This is a genomic window from Streptomyces sp. NPDC036813, from assembly GCF_055609245.1.
This window is the reverse complement of sequence record NZ_JBVJPV010000023.1, coordinates 34,252-50,771: the sequence shown is the minus strand read 5'-3', so window position 1 is coordinate 50,771 and position 16,520 is coordinate 34,252. Positions and strand designations below refer to the sequence as shown.

General features: G+C 72.9%; 17 protein-coding genes. 9 read left to right on the top strand and 8 right to left on the bottom strand.

Annotated features, from left to right (window positions below; genetic code table 11):
• Window positions 1-269: 269 nt before the first annotated feature.
• Window positions 270-1,274: an O-antigen ligase family protein gene (locus ACZ67Q_RS35230; protein WP_471190521.1), complete on the bottom strand. Its 1,005-nt coding sequence runs from the start codon at window positions 1,272-1,274 to the stop codon at window positions 270-272.
• A 367-nt stretch (window positions 1,275-1,641) separates the two neighbouring features.
• Between ACZ67Q_RS35230 and lnt the strand changes: the two genes are divergently transcribed.
• The 4 genes from lnt to ACZ67Q_RS35210 all read left to right on the top strand — a co-directional run bounded on the left by lnt (window position 1,642) and on the right by ACZ67Q_RS35210 (window position 7,026).
• A complete protein-coding gene (gene lnt, locus ACZ67Q_RS35225) occupies window positions 1,642-3,243 on the top strand; it encodes an apolipoprotein N-acyltransferase (RefSeq protein ID WP_471190519.1) in 1,602 nt (533 codons plus the stop codon).
• A 76-nt stretch (window positions 3,244-3,319) separates the two neighbouring features.
• Complete coding sequence (locus tag ACZ67Q_RS35220) at window positions 3,320-3,799, top strand: NUDIX hydrolase (RefSeq protein ID WP_471190517.1); 480 nt, start codon at window positions 3,320-3,322, stop codon at window positions 3,797-3,799.
• Between the two features lie 54 nt (window positions 3,800-3,853).
• A complete protein-coding gene (locus tag ACZ67Q_RS35215) occupies window positions 3,854-4,654 on the top strand; it encodes a 3-hydroxybutyrate dehydrogenase (RefSeq protein ID WP_471190515.1) in 801 nt (266 codons plus the stop codon).
• Window positions 4,655-4,824: 170 nt separating this feature from the next.
• Window positions 4,825-7,026, top strand: coding sequence for a helix-turn-helix domain-containing protein (locus ACZ67Q_RS35210; RefSeq protein WP_471190513.1), 2,202 nt, complete (start codon window positions 4,825-4,827; stop codon window positions 7,024-7,026).
• Window positions 7,027-7,222: 196 nt separating this feature from the next.
• Here ACZ67Q_RS35210 and ACZ67Q_RS35205 read toward each other — a convergent pair whose 3' ends face one another.
• The 3 genes from ACZ67Q_RS35205 to ACZ67Q_RS35195 all read right to left on the bottom strand — a co-directional run bounded on the left by ACZ67Q_RS35205 (window position 7,223) and on the right by ACZ67Q_RS35195 (window position 10,500).
• On the bottom strand, window positions 7,223-7,627 hold the full coding sequence (locus ACZ67Q_RS35205; protein ID WP_471190510.1) for a DUF779 domain-containing protein: 405 nt from the start codon (window positions 7,625-7,627) through the stop codon (window positions 7,223-7,225).
• A complete protein-coding gene (gene adh, locus ACZ67Q_RS35200; RefSeq protein WP_471190508.1) occupies window positions 7,627-9,144 on the bottom strand; it encodes an aldehyde dehydrogenase in 1,518 nt (505 codons plus the stop codon). The genes ACZ67Q_RS35205 and adh overlap by 1 nt, the downstream gene beginning before the upstream one ends.
• A 120-nt stretch (window positions 9,145-9,264) precedes the next feature.
• Window positions 9,265-10,500 (bottom strand): AfsR/SARP family transcriptional regulator, encoded by a 1,236-nt coding sequence (locus ACZ67Q_RS35195; RefSeq protein WP_471190506.1) that lies wholly within the window; start codon window positions 10,498-10,500, stop codon window positions 9,265-9,267.
• A gap of 224 nt (window positions 10,501-10,724) precedes the next feature.
• Between ACZ67Q_RS35195 and ACZ67Q_RS35190 the strand changes: the two genes are divergently transcribed.
• Both ACZ67Q_RS35190 and ACZ67Q_RS35185 read left to right on the top strand, forming a co-directional pair.
• Complete coding sequence (locus tag ACZ67Q_RS35190; RefSeq protein WP_471190504.1) at window positions 10,725-11,282, top strand: nucleoside monophosphate kinase; 558 nt, start codon at window positions 10,725-10,727, stop codon at window positions 11,280-11,282.
• Window positions 11,283-11,387: 105 nt separating this feature from the next.
• Window positions 11,388-12,749, top strand: coding sequence for an MFS transporter (locus ACZ67Q_RS35185; protein WP_471190502.1), 1,362 nt, complete (start codon window positions 11,388-11,390; stop codon window positions 12,747-12,749).
• A 58-nt stretch (window positions 12,750-12,807) separates the two neighbouring features.
• On the opposite strand, the gene ACZ67Q_RS35180 is transcribed toward ACZ67Q_RS35185, so the two are convergent.
• Window positions 12,808-13,233, bottom strand: a complete 426-nt coding sequence (locus tag ACZ67Q_RS35180; protein ID WP_471190500.1) for a plastocyanin/azurin family copper-binding protein — start codon at window positions 13,231-13,233, stop codon at window positions 12,808-12,810.
• A 120-nt stretch (window positions 13,234-13,353) separates the two neighbouring features.
• Between ACZ67Q_RS35180 and ACZ67Q_RS35175 the strand changes: the two genes are divergently transcribed.
• Together ACZ67Q_RS35175 and ACZ67Q_RS35170 are read left to right on the top strand one after the other, a co-directional pair.
• A complete protein-coding gene (locus ACZ67Q_RS35175; RefSeq protein ID WP_471190498.1) occupies window positions 13,354-13,935 on the top strand; it encodes a sugar O-acetyltransferase in 582 nt (193 codons plus the stop codon).
• Between the two features lie 9 nt (window positions 13,936-13,944).
• Window positions 13,945-14,511, top strand: coding sequence for a TetR/AcrR family transcriptional regulator (locus tag ACZ67Q_RS35170; RefSeq protein WP_471190496.1), 567 nt, complete (start codon window positions 13,945-13,947; stop codon window positions 14,509-14,511).
• A gap of 29 nt (window positions 14,512-14,540) precedes the next feature.
• On the opposite strand, the gene ACZ67Q_RS35165 is transcribed toward ACZ67Q_RS35170, so the two are convergent.
• From ACZ67Q_RS35165 to ACZ67Q_RS35155, 3 genes are read right to left on the bottom strand one after another with little or no spacing between them, the layout of a single operon-like run.
• The gene (locus ACZ67Q_RS35165) at window positions 14,541-15,029 is read right to left on the bottom strand and encodes a DUF6882 domain-containing protein (protein WP_471190494.1); all 489 of its coding nucleotides are present in this window, start codon (window positions 15,027-15,029) and stop codon (window positions 14,541-14,543) included.
• A complete protein-coding gene (locus ACZ67Q_RS35160; protein ID WP_471190492.1) occupies window positions 15,030-15,230 on the bottom strand; it encodes a hypothetical protein in 201 nt (66 codons plus the stop codon).
• Window positions 15,224-15,634 carry a 5-carboxymethyl-2-hydroxymuconate Delta-isomerase gene (locus ACZ67Q_RS35155; RefSeq protein ID WP_471190491.1) on the bottom strand — a complete coding sequence of 137 codons (411 nt, stop codon included), beginning with the start codon at window positions 15,632-15,634 and terminating at the stop codon, window positions 15,224-15,226. The genes ACZ67Q_RS35160 and ACZ67Q_RS35155 overlap by 7 nt, the downstream gene beginning before the upstream one ends.
• A 128-nt stretch (window positions 15,635-15,762) precedes the next feature.
• Here ACZ67Q_RS35155 and ACZ67Q_RS35150 point away from each other — a divergent pair, with 128 nt between their 5' ends.
• Complete coding sequence (locus ACZ67Q_RS35150; RefSeq protein WP_471190489.1) at window positions 15,763-16,308, top strand: YciI family protein; 546 nt, start codon at window positions 15,763-15,765, stop codon at window positions 16,306-16,308.
• Window positions 16,309-16,520 lie beyond the last annotated feature (212 nt).

Genomic DNA, 16,520 nt, shown 5'->3' with positions numbered 1-16,520 from the left:
CGGGTGCCGCGCTCTCCGACGGAGTTCCACACGGGCGTGGGTCGGTCTGTCGCCGTGCGGGCTCCATGCCGGGTGGCTTGGCTGCCGCCGTAGGGGGGCGCCATGCGTGTGCTCGGGTTCGGCTGTGGCCGTGCGGGGTTCCCTGCTTGGGTGGATCGGGCCGTCGCCATGCGGTATTACACGCGTGGGTGGGTCGGCCGTCGCCGTACGGGGCTTCACGCGCGTGCCGCTGCCGGTGTTCTCCCGGCTGCCGCCGGGCGTCGTGACGCTCACCGGACCAGTCGGTCGTCGCGCGCCGGTACGGCGAGTGGGATCCGTGGAGTCTCCTCCGTCAGGGGACGTGCCGTCGCCACTCCGGCCACCAGGCCCGCGCCGACGGACACCGCCGTGAAGCTGAGCGCGTTGCTCACCGAGGCGATCGCCGCGAGTGCGGTCAGGGTCGCGCCCGCGGTCAGGACGAGCGGGGTGGGCCGCCGCGAGCGCCACAGTGCGAACAGCACCCAGCCGAACACCGCCGCCAGCAGCGCCACCCCGACCACGCCCTGCTCGGCCGCCTGCTGCAGCGACGCCGAGTGCGGCTTCCCGTCCGCCGGCAGCGCCTGAGCCGCCGCCTGGCTGAGGTCCTCGAACCTGCCGGGACCGACTCCCAGCACCGCGTCGTCGCCGGCCAGCCCGAGAGCGTCCCGCCACAGCAGCACCCGGTGCGGGGTGAGAGGGCCCTCCAGAGCGGCGGCCGGCCCCGTCGGCAGCACTCCCGCGGCGATCGCCCACACGGTGCCGGACACCCCGGCGGCGGCCACGGCCAGACAGGCGACACCCATCCCGCGGTGCCGCATCCGGCCCGCGGCCAGCGAGGAGAGCAGCACGGCCGTACAGCCGATCACGCCCGGGACGGATCCGACCCCCGCCGCGGTCACCGCTGCGCCGGCCGCCAGCAGGCGCAGCGCCAGCCGCACGACCGGCGGGCCGGCTGCCCAGGCGGCACAGCACGCGGCACCCGCGGACAGTGTCAGCACCGCGGACGTCGCGCCCGCGTGCCCCAGCGGCGCGCTGATCTGCGGGCTCGCCGCCAGGCCCGGCGTGGTCGCGACCAGCACGAGGCCGGCCACCGCCGCGGCACCGGGCGCGGCCACCGGCAACAGCGCACCGCCGATCCGCCCGGCGGCCCACCCCGCCGCCACGGCCAGCACCGCGAGCAGCACACCCTCGGGCCGCCCGTCGTGGGCGCCCGCCGTGATCAGCGACCATGCGGAGCAGGCGCCCAGCAGCACCATCCCCGCCGCGTCAGAAACGTTTCGTCTGTCCTCGTCCGGTTCCGGACCGCCCCCGGACGACACTCTCGACGTGGACCCCACCCCGTCCCCCTGTACCGGTCGCCCCCGACCCGCGCCCGGCCGCGTCGCCGGGACCCGGGCACACCGTAACGGCTGATGGCCGGTTTGTGGATGAGTTGTGCGCAGGTACGCGGATGCGTAGATATGCAGACAGTCGGATACGGAGGTCCGCGGACCGGCGGATGCACGGGAACAGTGCCACTCGGGGTGCCTGGACGAGCGCGGGGCGTTCGGGTGCACCGCCAGTGGGCCCCCGCCGGCCGGCCGGCGCTGTCAACGCCGAGGTCACCCGCCGTACACTCCCCGAGTGACCGTCACCGCAACATCCGTGGGCCAGGCGGACGAGCTGGAGCCCCACAGCGCGTCCCCCGCTCGCGGCGCGCGCCTCAAGCGCCTCGTCCCGGCCGTCGCGGCGGTGCTCTGCGGAGTGCTGCTGTACGTGAGCTTCCCGCCCCGCACCCTGTGGTGGCTGGCCCTGCCGGCGTTCGCGGGCCTCGGCTGGGTGCTGCGCGGCCGCGGCTGGAAGGCGGGGCTCGGCCTCGGCTACCTCTTCGGCCTCGGCTTCCTGCTCCCGCTGCTGGTGTGGACCGGTGTCGAGGTCGGCTCCCTGCCATGGGTGGCCCTGTGCGCGGTGGAGGCCCTGTTCATCGCCCTGGTCGGCGCGGGCATCGCCGTGGTCTCCCGGCTGCCGGCCTGGCCCGTGTGGGCGGCGGCGGTGTGGATCGCGGGCGAGGCGGCACGCGCGCGTGCGCCGTTCGGTGGATTCCCCTGGGGCAAGATCGCCTTCGGACAGGCGGACGGCGTCTTCCTGCCGCTCGCGGCGGTGGGCGGCACCCCGGTCCTCGGCTTCGCGGTCGTCCTGTGCGGCTTCGGCCTGTACGAGACCGTACGGCTCGTCCTGGAAGGGCGACGCACGCGCGTGCTGCGGCGCGGCGCCGCCTCGGCCGCGCTGCTGAGCATGGCCGTCCCCGTCGCCGGGGCGCTGGCCGCGCGCACCCTGGTCAGCGACCGGGCCGAGGACGGCACGGCCACCGTGGCCCTCATCCAGGGCAACGTCCCGCGCCTCGGCCTGGACTTCAACTCCCAGCGCCGGGCCGTGCTCGACTACCACGCGCGCGAAACCCAGCGGCTCGCGGCCGAGGTCAAGGCGGGCAAGCAGCCCAGGCCCGACTTCGTGCTGTGGCCGGAGAACTCCTCCGACCTCGACCCCTTCGCCAACGCCGACGCGGCCTACGTCATCGACCAGGCCGCTGAGGAGATCGGTGTCCCCCTCTCCGTCGGTGGCGTCGTCGAGCGTAACGGCAAGCTGTACAACGAGCAGATCCTGTGGGACCCCGCCAAGGGCCCGACGCAGACGTACGACAAGCGCCGCACCCAGCCGTTCGGCGAGTTCCTTCCCCTGCGGTCGCTGGTCGGCGCCATCAACAGCGACTGGACCGACATGGCCCGGCAGGACTTCACCCCCGGCACGAAGCCGGGCGTCTTCACCATGCACGGCACCAAGGTCGGCCTCGCCACCTGCTACGAGGCCGCCTTCGACTGGGCGGTGCGCGACACCGTCACGCACGGCGCGCAGATGATCTCCGTGCCGAGCAACAACGCCACGTTCGACCGCAGCGAGATGACCTACCAGCAGCTCGCCATGTCCCGGGTGCGGGCCGTCGAGCACAGCCGCACCGTCACCGTCCCGGTGACCAGCGGCGTCAGCGCGATCATCTTGCCGGACGGCAGGATCACCCAGCGGACCGGCATGTTCGTCGCCGACTCGCTGGTGCAGAAGGTCCCGCTGCGCTCCTCCACGACGCCTGCGACCGACCTGGACGTGCTGCCCGAGATCGCCCTGGTGCTCGCCGCGGCCGCCGGTCTCGGCTGGGCGATCGGCGCCGGTGTGCGGGCGGCGCGCCGGTGACGTGTCGCCGTACGCCCGCCGTACGTACCCCCTGTCCGGCCGATGACCAGCGGGCCGGCCCGTTAGGGTCGGCCCCATGGCTACTCCCGACTTCATCCGCACGCTCCGGGCCTCGGCCGGAACCCAGCTGCTGTGGCTGCCCGGTGTCACCGCCATCCCGTTCGACGACGACGGCAGAGTGCTGCTGGGCCGGCGTACCGACACCGGCACCTGGTCGGTGATCGGCGGCATCCCGGACCCGGGGGAGCAGCCCGCGGCGTGCGCGGTGCGCGAGGTGTACGAGGAGACCGCCGTGCACTGTGTCGCCGAGCGGGTGGTGCTCGTCCAGGCACTCGACCCGTTCACCTATCCCAACGGCGACACCTGCCAGTACATGGACATCACCTTCCGCTGCCGGGCCGTCGGCGGCGAGGCGCGGGTCAACGACGACGAGTCGCTGGAGGTCGGGTGGTTCGAGGTGGACGCCCTGCCCGAGCTGCACGAATTCGCCCGCTTCCGGATCAAGCAGGCCATGGCTGACGCACCCACATGGTTCGACCCCAGCAGCACGCTGTGAAGTATGTGGGCTGACCACATGGGGAGGGGCGGGTGTGCCGCCTAGGGTCGTGCCATGACCGCGCCCAGCCCGCTCCCGGGTCCCCACACCCCCTCGCTCGACCTCGGCGGTCGTACCGCCCTCGTCACCGGTGCCGCCGGCGGCATCGGCCGCGCCTGCGTGCTGCGGCTGGCCGCCGCCGGGGCGAAGGTCCGGGCGGTCGACCGGGACGCGGCCGGCCTGGCCGCCCTCGCCGAACCGGCCGCCGGGCTGCCCGGCACCGTCGAGCCCCACGTCCTGGACCTCACCGACCTGGACGCCGCCGAGCACGCCGCCGCAGGCACGGACATCCTGGTCAACAACGCCGGCATCCAGCTCGTCCGCCCGATCGAGGAGTTCCCGCCCGACGTCTTCCACACGGTCCTCACCGTGATGCTGGAGGCTCCGTTCCGGCTCATCCGGGGTGCGCTGCCGCACATGTACGGGCAGGGGTGGGGCCGGATCGTCAACATCTCCTCCGTCCACGGGCTGCGGGCCTCCGCCTACAAGTCCGCCTACGTCGCCGCCAAGCACGGCCTCGAGGGGCTGTCCAAGACCGCCGCCCTGGAAGGCGCGGCCCACGGCGTCACGTCCAACTGCGTCAACCCCGGGTATGTGCGCACCCCACTGGTCGAGCAGCAGCTCGCCGACCAGGCCGCGGCGCACGGGATTCCCGAGGAACGGGTGCTGAGCGAGGTGCTGCTGCAGGACAGCGCGGTCAAGCGGCTGATCGAGGTGGAGGAGGTGGCCGAGTCCGTGGCGTACCTGTGCGGCCCGCACACCTCCTTCGTCACCGGCACCTCGCTCGTCCTCGACGGCGGCTGGACCGCGCACTGACCCGGGGGCCGACGGGGAGCGGGCCACCGGCCTGCACGCCGCCCGGGGACGGAGTGCTGACCCGGGTGCCGGCCGGGGGATCGAGGTGCCGGCTTCCACGCTGTCGGGGGGACCGAGCGCTGACCTGGGCGCCGTCGGGTTTTCCACAGGCCTGACGCGTCGGCCGGGCGATGAGGAATCCTGTGACCATGTCCCGCGATCACGTCCCGTCGGACCGACACTCCGGACGGACCGACACCCCGCCCCGGCGACCCGGAGGGCCGGCCGACGACGGCCGCCGACCGGGAGGCGAGGCCGGCGACGGCCTCCGGCTCCCGGGAGGTGAGGCCGGCGCTGCGCCTGCGCAAGCCGAGGACGCCCTCCGGCGGGACGGAAGCGACGGTGACGGCGCCGTGTCCCGGCGCCTCGGAAGCCGGCTCCCCGCCGCGCCCGCGACGGCCGGTCAGCAGGCCGACGTGGCGCCCCCGCAGTTCGACGTCCAGACGCCCTTCCTCTCGCTCCTGGCCCGCGGCGCTGCCGCCGACGCCTACGAGCAGCCGGTGCTGCGGGCCCGCGCCGAGGGATGGCCCCCGGAGCGGATCGCCGCGCTGGAGCACGCCAAGCTGCTCGCCCTGCGGGTGCGTGCCGAACTGGACGGCCGGCGCCGCCGGGAGGCGGAGCTGTCCGCGCTGTTCGAGACCGCCCACGACCTCGCGGGTCTCAGGGACCTGGACGCCGTCCTCCAGGCGATCGTGCAGCGCGCCCGTTCCCTGCTCGGCACCGACGTCGCCTACCTCAGCCTCAACGACCCCGAGCGCGGTGACACCTACATGCGGGTCACCGAGGGCTCGGTCGCGGCCCGCTTCCAGCAGCTGCGCCTGGGCATGGGCGAGGGGCTCGGCGGCCTGGTCGCCCAGACCGCCCGCCCCTACGTCACCGACGACTACTTCAAGGACGAGCGCTTCCAGCACACCACGACCATCGACACCGGCGTGCGCGACGAGGGACTGGTCGCCATCCTCGGCGTGCCCCTGATGCTCGGTCCGCACGTCATCGGCGTGCTGTTCGCCGCCGACCGCCGGGCCCGTGTCTTCGAACGCGAGCAGATCGCTCTGCTCGGTTCCTTCGCCGCCCTCGCCGCGGCCGCCATCGACACGGCCAACCTGCTGACCGAGACCCGTTCGGCCCTCGCCGGCCTGGAGCGGGCCAACGAGATCATCAGGGACCGCAGCGCCGTCATCGAACGCGCCTCGGACGTCCACGACCGGCTCGCCGAGCTCGTCCTGCGCGGCGGAGGAGTGCACGACGTGGCTGCCGCCGTCTCCCAAGTGCTCTCCGGAACGGTCGAGTTCGCGGAGGCCGACGCCGCGCCCGCGCGGGCACTGGAGGCCTCCCGGGCGGACGGCCACGCGGTACGGCACGGGGACGACTGGATCGCCGCGGTCGCCGCGGGTGGCGAACTGCTCGGGGCGCTCGTCCTGCGCGGCCAACGCGGCCTCGACCCGGTCGACCAGCGCACTCTGGAACGCGCGGCCATGGTCACCTCCCTTCTGCTGCTGGCCAGACGCTCGGCCGCCGAGGCCGAACAGCGCGTGCGCGGTGAACTGCTGGACGACCTGCTCGACGCCCGTGACCGCGACCCGCGCCTGCTGCGCGAGCGTGCCGCACGGCTGCGTGCCGACCTCGGTGCCACGCACGTCGTGCTCGCCGCCCGCCTCGACGGCCCCGCGGCCGACGCCGACCGGGAGGCAGAGGCCCGCCGCCGGCTGTGGGCCGCCGCCTCCCACCTGGCCGCGACCCGGCAGGGACTGGCCGCCGCACGCGACGGCGGCACGGTCCTGCTGCTCCCGTTGCCGCCCGGCGAGACGGCCACCGCGCTGGCCCGCTCCGCCGCCCGCCATCTCGGCACCGCCGTCCACGAAGCGGTCACCGTCGGCGCCTCCGCGCCCGTCGCCGACCCGGCCGCCCGCCCCGAGGCCGTGACCGCCGCCTACGGCGAGGCCCGCCGCTGCCTCGACGCGCTGCGCCTGCTGGGCCGTACGGGAGACGGTGCCGCCGCCGAGGACTTCGGCTTCCTGGGTCTGCTGCTGGCCGGCGACCGGGACATCGGCGGCTTCGTCGAGCGCACGATAGGCCGGGTCGTCGACTACGACGCGCGGCGCGGCACGGACCTGCTGCACACCCTGGAGGCGTACTTCGCCTGCGGCATGAGCCCGGCCCGCACCAAGGACGCGCTGCACGTCCACGTCAACACGGTCGCGCAGCGCCTGGACCGCGTGGCCCGTCTCCTCGGCGACGACTGGCAGAGCCCGGCCCGAGCCCTGGAGATCCAACTCGCCCTGCGCCTGCACCGCTTGTCCGCGGGCACGGGCGCGGACATCCCCCGTGACTGAGCGGGACCCACGCCGCCGCGGGACGGATCGCGCGCCCGCGGCACGGATCGCGGGCCTACTGCTCGCGACGGAGGGGGCGGCCCGGTCCGGAGAGGCATCGGCGCGGGGCCGGACACCTGGGTGTCCGGCCCCGCTGTGGCCACTGCCTGCGCCGGCGCGGTGGTCGTGGAGGTGCCGCCGTGGCGGGCGGCGACGGTCACTCGGCGGTGTCCGTCCCCTTCGGGAGCGGGGGTTCGGCGGCGAGGCGTTGCCACTGTTCGTCGGTGAAGACCCGAGAGCGGATCAGGAAGCGCACACCCTCGGGTGCTTCGAGAGAGAACCCGCTGCCCCGGCCCGGGACCACGTCGACGGTGAGGTGGGTGTGCCGCCAGTAGGCGTACTGGTCGGCACTCATCCAGAACGGCGTGTCCCCGGCCACACGGCCGAGCAGGACGTCCGAGCCGCCGACCCGGAACTCGCCGCGCGGGTAGCACATGGGCGCGCTGCCGTCGCAGCAGCCGCCGGACTGATGGAACATCACCGGGCCATGACGTTCCGTCAGCGTCGGCAGGAGGTCCTGGGCGGCCTCCGTCAGCTCCACCCTCGTCACCCGCTCGCTCATCAGAAGAAGCCCAGCTTCTTCGCCGAGTAGCTCACCAGCAGATTCTTGGTCTGCTGGTAGTGGTCCAGCATCATCTTGTGGGTTTCGCGGCCGATGCCGGACTTCTTGTAGCCGCCGAACGCGGCGTGGGCGGGGTAGGCGTGGTAGCAGTTCGTCCATACGCGGCCGGCCTTGATCTCGCGGCCCAGGCGGTAGGCGGTGTTGCCGTCGCGTGTCCACACGCCCGCGCCGAGGCCGTAGAGGGTGTCGTTGGCGATCTCGAGGGCCTCGTCGACGGAGTCGTAGGTCGTCACCGACACGACGGGGCCGAAGATCTCCTCCTGGAAGATGCGCATGTCGTTGGTGCCGCGGAAGATGGTCGGCTCGATGTAGTAGCCGCCCTCCAGGCCGGCCACGGCCCTGGGGTTGCCGCCGGTGAGGAGTTCGGCGCCTTCCTGCTTGCCGATGTCGATGTAGGAGAGGATCTTCTCGTACTGGTCGTTGCTGGCCTGCGCGCCGATCATGGTGGCCGGGTCCAGCGGGTCGCCGCTGACGATGGCCTTGGTGCGCTCCACGCAGCGGGCCATGAACTCGTCGTAGATGGAGGAGTGGATCAGGGCGCGGGAGGGGCAGGTGCACACCTCGCCCTGGTTGAGGGCGAACATGACGAAGCCCTCGACGGCCTTGTCCAGGAAGTCGTCGTCGGCGGCCATGACGTCGGGCAGGAAGATGTTGGGGCTCTTGCCGCCCAGTTCCAGGGTGACCGGGATGATGTTCTCGCTGGCGTACTGCATGATGAGCCGGCCGGTCGTGGTCTCGCCGGTGAAGGCGACCTTGGCGATGCGCGGGCTGGAGGCGAGGGGCTTGCCGGCCTCCACGCCGAAGCCGTTGACGACGTTGAGCACGCCGGACGGCAGCAGGTCGGCGATCAGGTCGATGACGTACAGCAGGCTGGCGGGGGTCTGTTCGGCGGGCTTGATGACCACGCAGTTGCCGGCGGCCAGCGCGGGGGCGAGCTTCCAGGCGGCCATCAGGACGGGGAAGTTCCAGGGGATGATCTGGCCGACCACACCGAGGGGTTCGTGGAAGTGGTAGGCGACCGTGTCGTCGTCGATCTCGGCGATGCTGCCCTCCTGGGCGCGCACCACCCCCGCGAAGTAGCGGAAGTGGTCGATCGCGAGGGGGATGTCGGCGGCCAGCGTCTCGCGCACCGGCTTGCCGTTCTCCCAGGTCTCCGCGACGGCGATCTTCTCCAGGTTCGTCTCCATCCGGTCCGCGATGCGGTTGAGGATCCTCGCGCGCTCCGTCGTCGACGTGCGGGCCCACTTGGAGGCGGCCGTGTGCGCGGCGTCCAGGGCGAGTTCGACGTCGGCGGCGGTGGAGCGGGCCACCTCGCAGAAGGTCTTGCCGGTCACCGGTGACGTGTTCCCGAAGTACCGGCCCTCGACGGGCGCGACCCAGTCACCGCCGATGAAGTTGTCGTATCGGGAGGCGAAGTTGACGATGCTGCCGTCTGTTCCCGGCTGCGTGTACACCATGGCGGCTCTCCTCTGGGCATGGCGAGTACGGTGGTCCGACGGGCCCGTGCCGTCGTGCTGTACCGCACTGTGCGCCTGCCAGGTTGGCGGGAGGTTGGCGCCGCCCGCCCGGCCCGTCGGTCAGCTCCGGGCGGTGGCCAGGCGCCCGGCCGCGATGGCGCGGCGCGGGTCGCGCGGGCCGAGCAGGCGCAGCGCGTGCTCGTGCACCTCCGCGTCGTACGGGGCGCGCTCGCCGTAACGCAGGGCGTGCTCCGGGCTGGTGCTCGCCAGCACGGCCTCACGGACGGACACCTCCAGGTGAGTGCGCCACTCCTCGATTCCCGGTGCCTCGGACCTGGGCAGCAGCGGGCCGCGGTACAGGCGCAGCGCCGTCTCGGTGTCGCCTTGCCCCAGCGCGCGCAGCACCTCGGCCGCGTCGCAGGTCACAGGGGCGGTGAGGGTGTAGCGGCGGGTGGTGACGCCGCCGTCCAGGGCCCGGCGCAGATGGGAGATCTCCGCCTTGAAGGTCGACGCGGTGACGGCCCGGTCGCCGTAGAGGGCGTAGCGGAGCCGGTCGGGGGAGAAGCCGTCCGGCTCCAGGGCGAGAAGCGTGAGGATCTCCACCTGGCGAGGGCGCAGGGCGAGCGGAACGCCGTCGCGGAGCGCCTGTTCGCTGCCGAGACAGGCGAGGTTCACGGGGCTGCTGTTCCTTGGGGCCTGGCGCGGCAGTTCGGTGCGGAGCCGGGATTCGACGGTGGCGACGAGCGAGCGCACGGTGGCCATGGCCAGGGGGTTGGAACGGTCCCAGGTGGTGGACATGTCCAGCACGCCGAGGATCTGTCCGTCCGGACCATGGACGGGGGCGCAGTAGCAGACCCAGCCGTGCAGCGCCGTCACCAGGTGCTCGGCCGAGAAGACGGAGGCGGGGCGGCCGGTGCGCAGCGCGAGGGACAGGGCGTTGGTGCCCATGGCCGGCTCGTCCCACCGGCCCCCGGGTGCGAAGTTGACGCGTTCGGCGCGGCGGCGCATCGTCGGCCCGCCGCACGTCCACAGGATGGTGCCGGACTCGTCGGTGACGGCGGTGACGAATCCGGCGTCCTCCGCGATGCCGCGCAGCTCGTCGGCGAGGCCGTCGACCGGCCCGCGCAGCGGCGAGCCGCTCCAGCGGTGGTGCACGCCGTCCCCGTCGTTGACCGGGGCGCTGTCCCGCGCCGGGTCCACGCTGCTCAGGGACCGCATCCAGGACTCGGTCACATCACGACGCAGCGCCTCGGAACCGATCGGATGCGATCCGGCGGCCTTCATCCGCGGTACCCAGCGGGACCACTCGCTCTCCAGCCTCACCCTGCGCTGCCGCAGGTCACTACGGTGTGACATGTGTTTTTCCCTGCCGTAGTAGGGGAACAACCGCCTATTGTCCATCGCGACCGCGCCGACGCACCTGCTCTTTCGGTCCGTCGACCCTGTCCGATCGGACAGATGCCGCATCCCGGAGCGCGCGCCTGGCGTGGTCCTCGGCCAGACGCCAGTGTTATCAGCCATTCCGGCGGCACAATCAAGATTGCGTCTGCATGGGTGGCTTCACGCCCCTGGGAGGTTGCATGTCGCCCACGTCCGAAGCCATGGTGACGGGCGGGAACGACCCGAGTGCCGACTGGGGCCGGGACGAGTGCCGGTGCGAGCTTCTCGGACCGCAGGAGCCGCACACGGACGCCGTCCGGCAGTCGCGCGGCCGGCCAAGTTCCACGTCCCGAGATCGTGTGCGGGCCCGGCTCGCTCGCCGGGCTAGCGTCCCGCACATCTCCATTGGCGACCTGTTCCGGGACCATGTGGCACGGCGCACCTCCCTCGGGCGGGACGCCCAGCGCTGCCTCGACACCGGCGACCTCGTCCCCGACACCGTCACCGGCGGGACGGTCCGGGAACGGCTCGCGCGACCGGACGCCCGGCGGGGCTTCCTGCTCGACGGATTGCCCCGTACGGTGCCGCAGGCGCGGGAACTCGCCGCCGTACTGGGCGGCACCGGCGCCGCCCAGTACGCGGTGCTTCAGTTCACGGGGGCCTGGCGGAGGCGGGGGCCGCAGGAACGCCGGTGGGCTGACGGCCGAGACCGGCCGGAAGCGCCCTTTCACGAGTCGGCATGGTGTGGGCACGCATAGACCACCCCTGAACTATGGTGCCCCACCATATGTCCGCCTGACCTGCGTGTTCCTACCGTGTGCCAGCACGTACCCGTCCCCACCGCACACGAGGAAGTGGCGCACATGGCCTCCGGAACGACCGCATCCCCGCCCCCGGCGAACCTCAAGCGCATCGTCGCCGCCAGCCTCATCGGGACCACCATCGAGTGGTACGACTTCTTCCTCTACGCGTCGGCCGCCGCGCTGGTGTTCAACAAGCTGTTCTTCCCCGGCTCCGACCCCCTCGTCGGCACCCTGTTGTCCTTCCTGACCTACGCCGTCGGATTCGCGGCACGGCCGCTGGGCGCGCTGGTGTTCGGGCACTACGGCGACCGGCTCGGCCGTAAGAAGCTGCTCGTGCTGAGCCTGCTGATGATGGGCGGGGCCACCTTCGCCATCGGCCTGCTGCCCACCCACGCGACGATCGGCACGGCGGCGCCCGTGCTGCTGACCGTCCTGCGGCTGGTCCAGGGCTTCGCGCTCGGCGGCGAGTGGGGCGGCGCCGTCCTGCTGGTGTCGGAGCACGGGGACGCGCGGCGGCGCGGGTTCTGGGCCTCGTGGCCGCAGACCGGGGCGCCCGCCGGGCAGTTGCTGGCGACCGGCGTGCTGTCGCTGCTGACCGCCACGCTGTCGGACGACGCCTTCGCCGGCTGGGGATGGCGGATTCCGTTCCTGCTGTCGGGTCTGCTGGTGCTCGTCGGCCTGTGGGTCCGCCTCTCGGTCGACGAGTCGCCGGTCTTCAAGGCCGCACTCGCCGCGGCCGAGCAGCGCAAGGCGGCGACCGGCGCCGTGGAGAAGATGCCGCTGCTGGCGGTGTTGCGCGACCACTGGCGGGACATCCTGGTCGCGATGGGGGCGCGGATGGCGGAGAACATCAGCTACTACGTCATCACCGCCTTCATCCTCGTCTACGCCACCACCTCCGCGGGCCTGAGCAAGCAGACCGCGCTCAACGCGGTGCTGATCGGCTCGGCCGTGCACTTCGCGGTCATCCCCGCCTGGGGCGCCCTGTCGGACCGCATCGGCCGGCGGCCCGTCTACCTCATCGGCGCGGTGGGCGTCGGCCTGTGGATGTTCCCGTTCTTCGCGCTCATCGACAGCGAGAGCTTCGGCAGTCTGCTGCTGGCGGTGACCGTCGGGCTGATCCTGCACGGCGCCATGTACGCGCCCCAGGCCGCCTTCTTCTCCGAGATGTTCGCGACCCGGATGCGCTACTCCGGCGCGTCGATCGGCGCCCAGTTCTCGTCCGTGGCCGCCGGCGCGCCGGCCCCCCTGATCGCGACCGCGCTGCTGTCCGACTACGACAGCTCCACCCCGATCGCGCTGTACGTCATCGCCGCCGCCCTGCTCACGGTCGTCGCGATCGCCTGCGCCAAGGAGACCCGCAGCCGCGACCTCGCGGACGTGGTCCCGGAGACACCGGCCCCGGTGCGCGCGGACGCCTGAGCGGTCACAGCCCCTTGCGGAACGCCCCCTTCGCCGCGGCGGAGGGGGCCGTGCCGTGTCAGCCGACCTGGATGTGCTTGTCCATGCCGAGCGCCTTGTGCCCGGGCACGGGGCAGTACAGGTCGTACGAACCCTTCTTGAGGGTCACCGTCAGCGGGGCCATCTGACCGCCCTGGATGTTCTTGGTCCGGGCGTCCTCCACGCCGGGGCCGTCGATCGACAGGGCGTGCGTGATGTGACCGGCATTGTCCGCGACGAAGGTGTAGGTGCCGGGCGTGAAGGACGTCCGGGACAGCTTCAGCCCGTACTCGGTCTCGGTGACGGTCACCCGGGTCCCCGAGCCGGTGGGCTGCGCGGCGGAACTGCCCGAGCTCTTCGCCTGGCCGCCGCCCCCGCTGGAGCAGGCGGCCAGGACCAGTGCCGCCGTGAAGGCCGCCGCCGCGGTACCGGCCGCCCGGCGCTTCGTGTGTACCGAGATCGCCATGTGGCTCATCCCCTTCGTATCGACCCCTATGTCTGATACGTGAGGGAATGCCGGGCTGTTCAGGAGGCCGCCCGTGGGGTGAGCGTACGATCGTACACTCCCGAATGTACGATCGTACGCATGACGCTGGACCACTTCGCGGGTGACCCGCGGACGAACCTGGAACGCATGCTCGCCGGCGACTTCTACATCGCCGACGACCCCGAGATCGCCCTGCGCCAGCAGCAGGCCGTGCGCCTGGCAGCCCGCTACCAGGCCGCCTACACCGAGGACGCCGACGCCGCCCGGCCGCTCCTCGCGCAACTCCTCGGCTCCCTCGGCGACGACGCGCACGTCCGGCCACCGCTGTACGTCGACTACGGCAGCAACATCACGATCGGCGCCCGCACCTTCGTCAACTACAACCTGACCGCCCTGGACGTCGCCGCCATCACCATCGGCGAGGACTGCCAGATCGGCCCCAACGTCCAACTCCTCACCCCCACCCACCCGTTGGAGCCGCAGCCCAGGCGCGACAAGCTGGAGGCCGCCCGGCCGATCACCATCGGCGACAACGTGTGGCTCGGCGGCGGCGCCATCGTCCTGCCAGGCGTCAGCATCGGGGACAACTCCGTCATCGGCGCCGGAGCCGTCGTCACCAAGGACGTCCCCGCGAACACCGTCGCCGTCGGCAACCCCGCCCGCCCCGTCCGGAGCCTGTGAGCGCACCGCATGGCCACCGGACACACCGACCCGCAGCGCCGCGCGCGCATCCTCGACGCGACCCTCGACGTCATCGCCGACGAGGGCATCGCCCAGCTCTCGCACCGCAGGATCGCCGCGCGCGCCGGCGTTCCGCTGGGCTCGACGACGTACCACTTCAAGGGCATCGACCAGCTGCTGCGCGAGGCATTCGGCCGCTTCACCGACCGCATGGCGGAGCTGTTCGACGCCCACCTGGGCGGCGCGGCGGACCGCGACCAGGCCCGGGAGGCCGTCGCCGACCTCGTGCACACCCTGTCCGAGGGCGGCCGGCGCGACCTCGTGCTCGCCCAGGAGCTGTACACGCTCGCCGCGCGCGACCCGGCCTACCGGTCGCTCACGCAGGCCTGGATGCAGCGCAGCCGCGACCATCTGGAGAAGCACTTCGACCCGGACACCGCCCGCCAGCTCGACGCACTGATCGAAGGGCTGACCCTCCACCGGGCGCTGGCCGTCGAACCCCACGGGCGCGCCCTGACCGTCGAGGCGGTCGCCCGCATCACGGCATCCGCCCCGGGCGGCCGCGCCCGGACCTGACGTCTCCTCAAGACAGGTCCACGGCAGGACTACGGGGAGACCTTCACCTCCACGCCCCCGATGCGGCCCACGGCATCGAAGCGGACCTCGACCGCGCTGCCGCCGGCCAGGCCGGCCACGATCCGGTCGTCCTCGGCGCGCTGGGGGACGCCGTGGTGGTCGAAGTACCCGCTCACCACGTGCCGGGCCGAACGGCCGATCAGGCCCGCGCCGGTGAGCAGGGTCCGCGGCAGCGTCACCGGGTCCAGACCGGCGCGCGGCACCCGCGGGTCGTCGGCGAGGAAGTAGACCCGCGTCGCCGGCCCCGCCGCGACGCCGATGTACCCGGGGGCCCCGGCCACCCCCATGCCGGTGAAGGCGAGCATCTCCGCGGCGCGCCGTGGGTCCGGGAAGCCGGACAACGCCAGTACGGGTTCGGTCAGTTCGGGAATGTTGTGGGCGCGTCCGTACCGCTCCACCGCGCCGGTGAGCGCGACCGCCTCGGTGCCCTCCAGCCCAGGGTTCGCCCATCCCCACATTCAGGACTGCTCGTCCGTGTCGTAGGTGCCGAGCACGGCCACGCGCAGCTCGACGTCCCCCTGCCGGTAGCGGCAGGCCTCGAGGTCGGCGGTCCACGGGCCCTCGGGCAGGAACGCGGTCAGGGCCTCGAGCTGGGCCGCGCCCCAGGCGGCGTGCCGTTCGGCCTCCAGGAGGAACGCGTCGCTGAATTCACTCACCATGCCCCGAGCGTAGGGGCCGGGCGCCCGGCGCCTCGATGCAGGTCCCCGGTCGCGCGGGCGGAGGGGGAGAGGCGGTAGGAATCGGCGAGGTCCCTTACCTCGACGGAGCAGATCACGTGCTCGGCCGACGGAAGATGCCGGCCGAGGATCTCCAGGACGGTCTCGGCGAGCCGTGCCTTCAGTGCCTCGGAGCGGCCGGGCAGCAGACCCACCTCCGCATGCGCGAAGAGCGACTCCCCGGGCGAGCGGTCGCCCACGTACGCCGGCGCCGGGCGCAGGAACGTCTTGCACACCCCGGTCGAGCCGGAGTCCGCGACCACGGTGGTGTGCAGCTCTTTCACGAGGGTCTCCCGGTCGAAGGCGCCGTCCAGCTGCGAGGAGTAGTCGATGGTGATGTGCGGCACTGCGAGCCCCTTCGCGCGACTGCTGGTTACTTCAGGCAACTATTTTCGCGCATCCCGCCGACCGGCGCCGCAAGGGCCCTGCGGGAAACCCGGTTCCGTGCGCGGGCGAGGTCATGAACACTGCCGCCATGGAATTCTTCGTCCACCACCGCGACCGGCCCGGCTCGCTTCCCCTGCGCCTCGAACTGGGAGAGGAGCACTGGTCCTACATGGACGGGTACGAGAAGCAGCTGATCGCCCGCGGCCCCACCTTCCGCGGCGATGTCCCCAGCGGGAGCGTGCACATCGTCGACCTGCCCGATGCGGCCGCCGCCCGCGCCTTCGCCTTCGACGAGCCCAATCAGCGGGCCGGCGTCTACCGGGACGTGCTGCTGCGCCGGTGGCGCAACATGCTGGGGCGCACGATGTGGCAGTTCCCGGGCGGCCCGGTCGACGGTGACGGCCACTTGGTGCTCGGCTTGGGCTCGGGCCGGGCGGCCGGCGAGGACGTTCCGCCGCCCGAGCGGGACCGCCTCGTCGCCTACGGCCCGCTGCTCTCCGACGACGGCACCCTCTGGCTGGGCACGGCGGCTCTGGTCCGCGCGCCGGACGCCGACGCGGCCCGCGCGGTCCTCGATGCCGACCGGTACTCCTCCGTGGAGGTCCACCCCTGGGAGCCGGGCGGCCGCAGGTAGGTCACGACCCTAGGCCACGACCCGAGGGCCCGCTGTGCCGACGCGGCCCGGCGCGCCTCGCGGGAGCGGTAGAGGGCGTACGGCCGGGCCAGACATCCGGGCGTGGCGGCGGAGGTGTGTGGAAGAGGCAGTTGAAGGGCCACAGCGCGAACAGCGCCACGCCGAGCAGGGCGGGCGGCTGGTGGACGAGCCGCGCCTGCGCCATCGTCGGC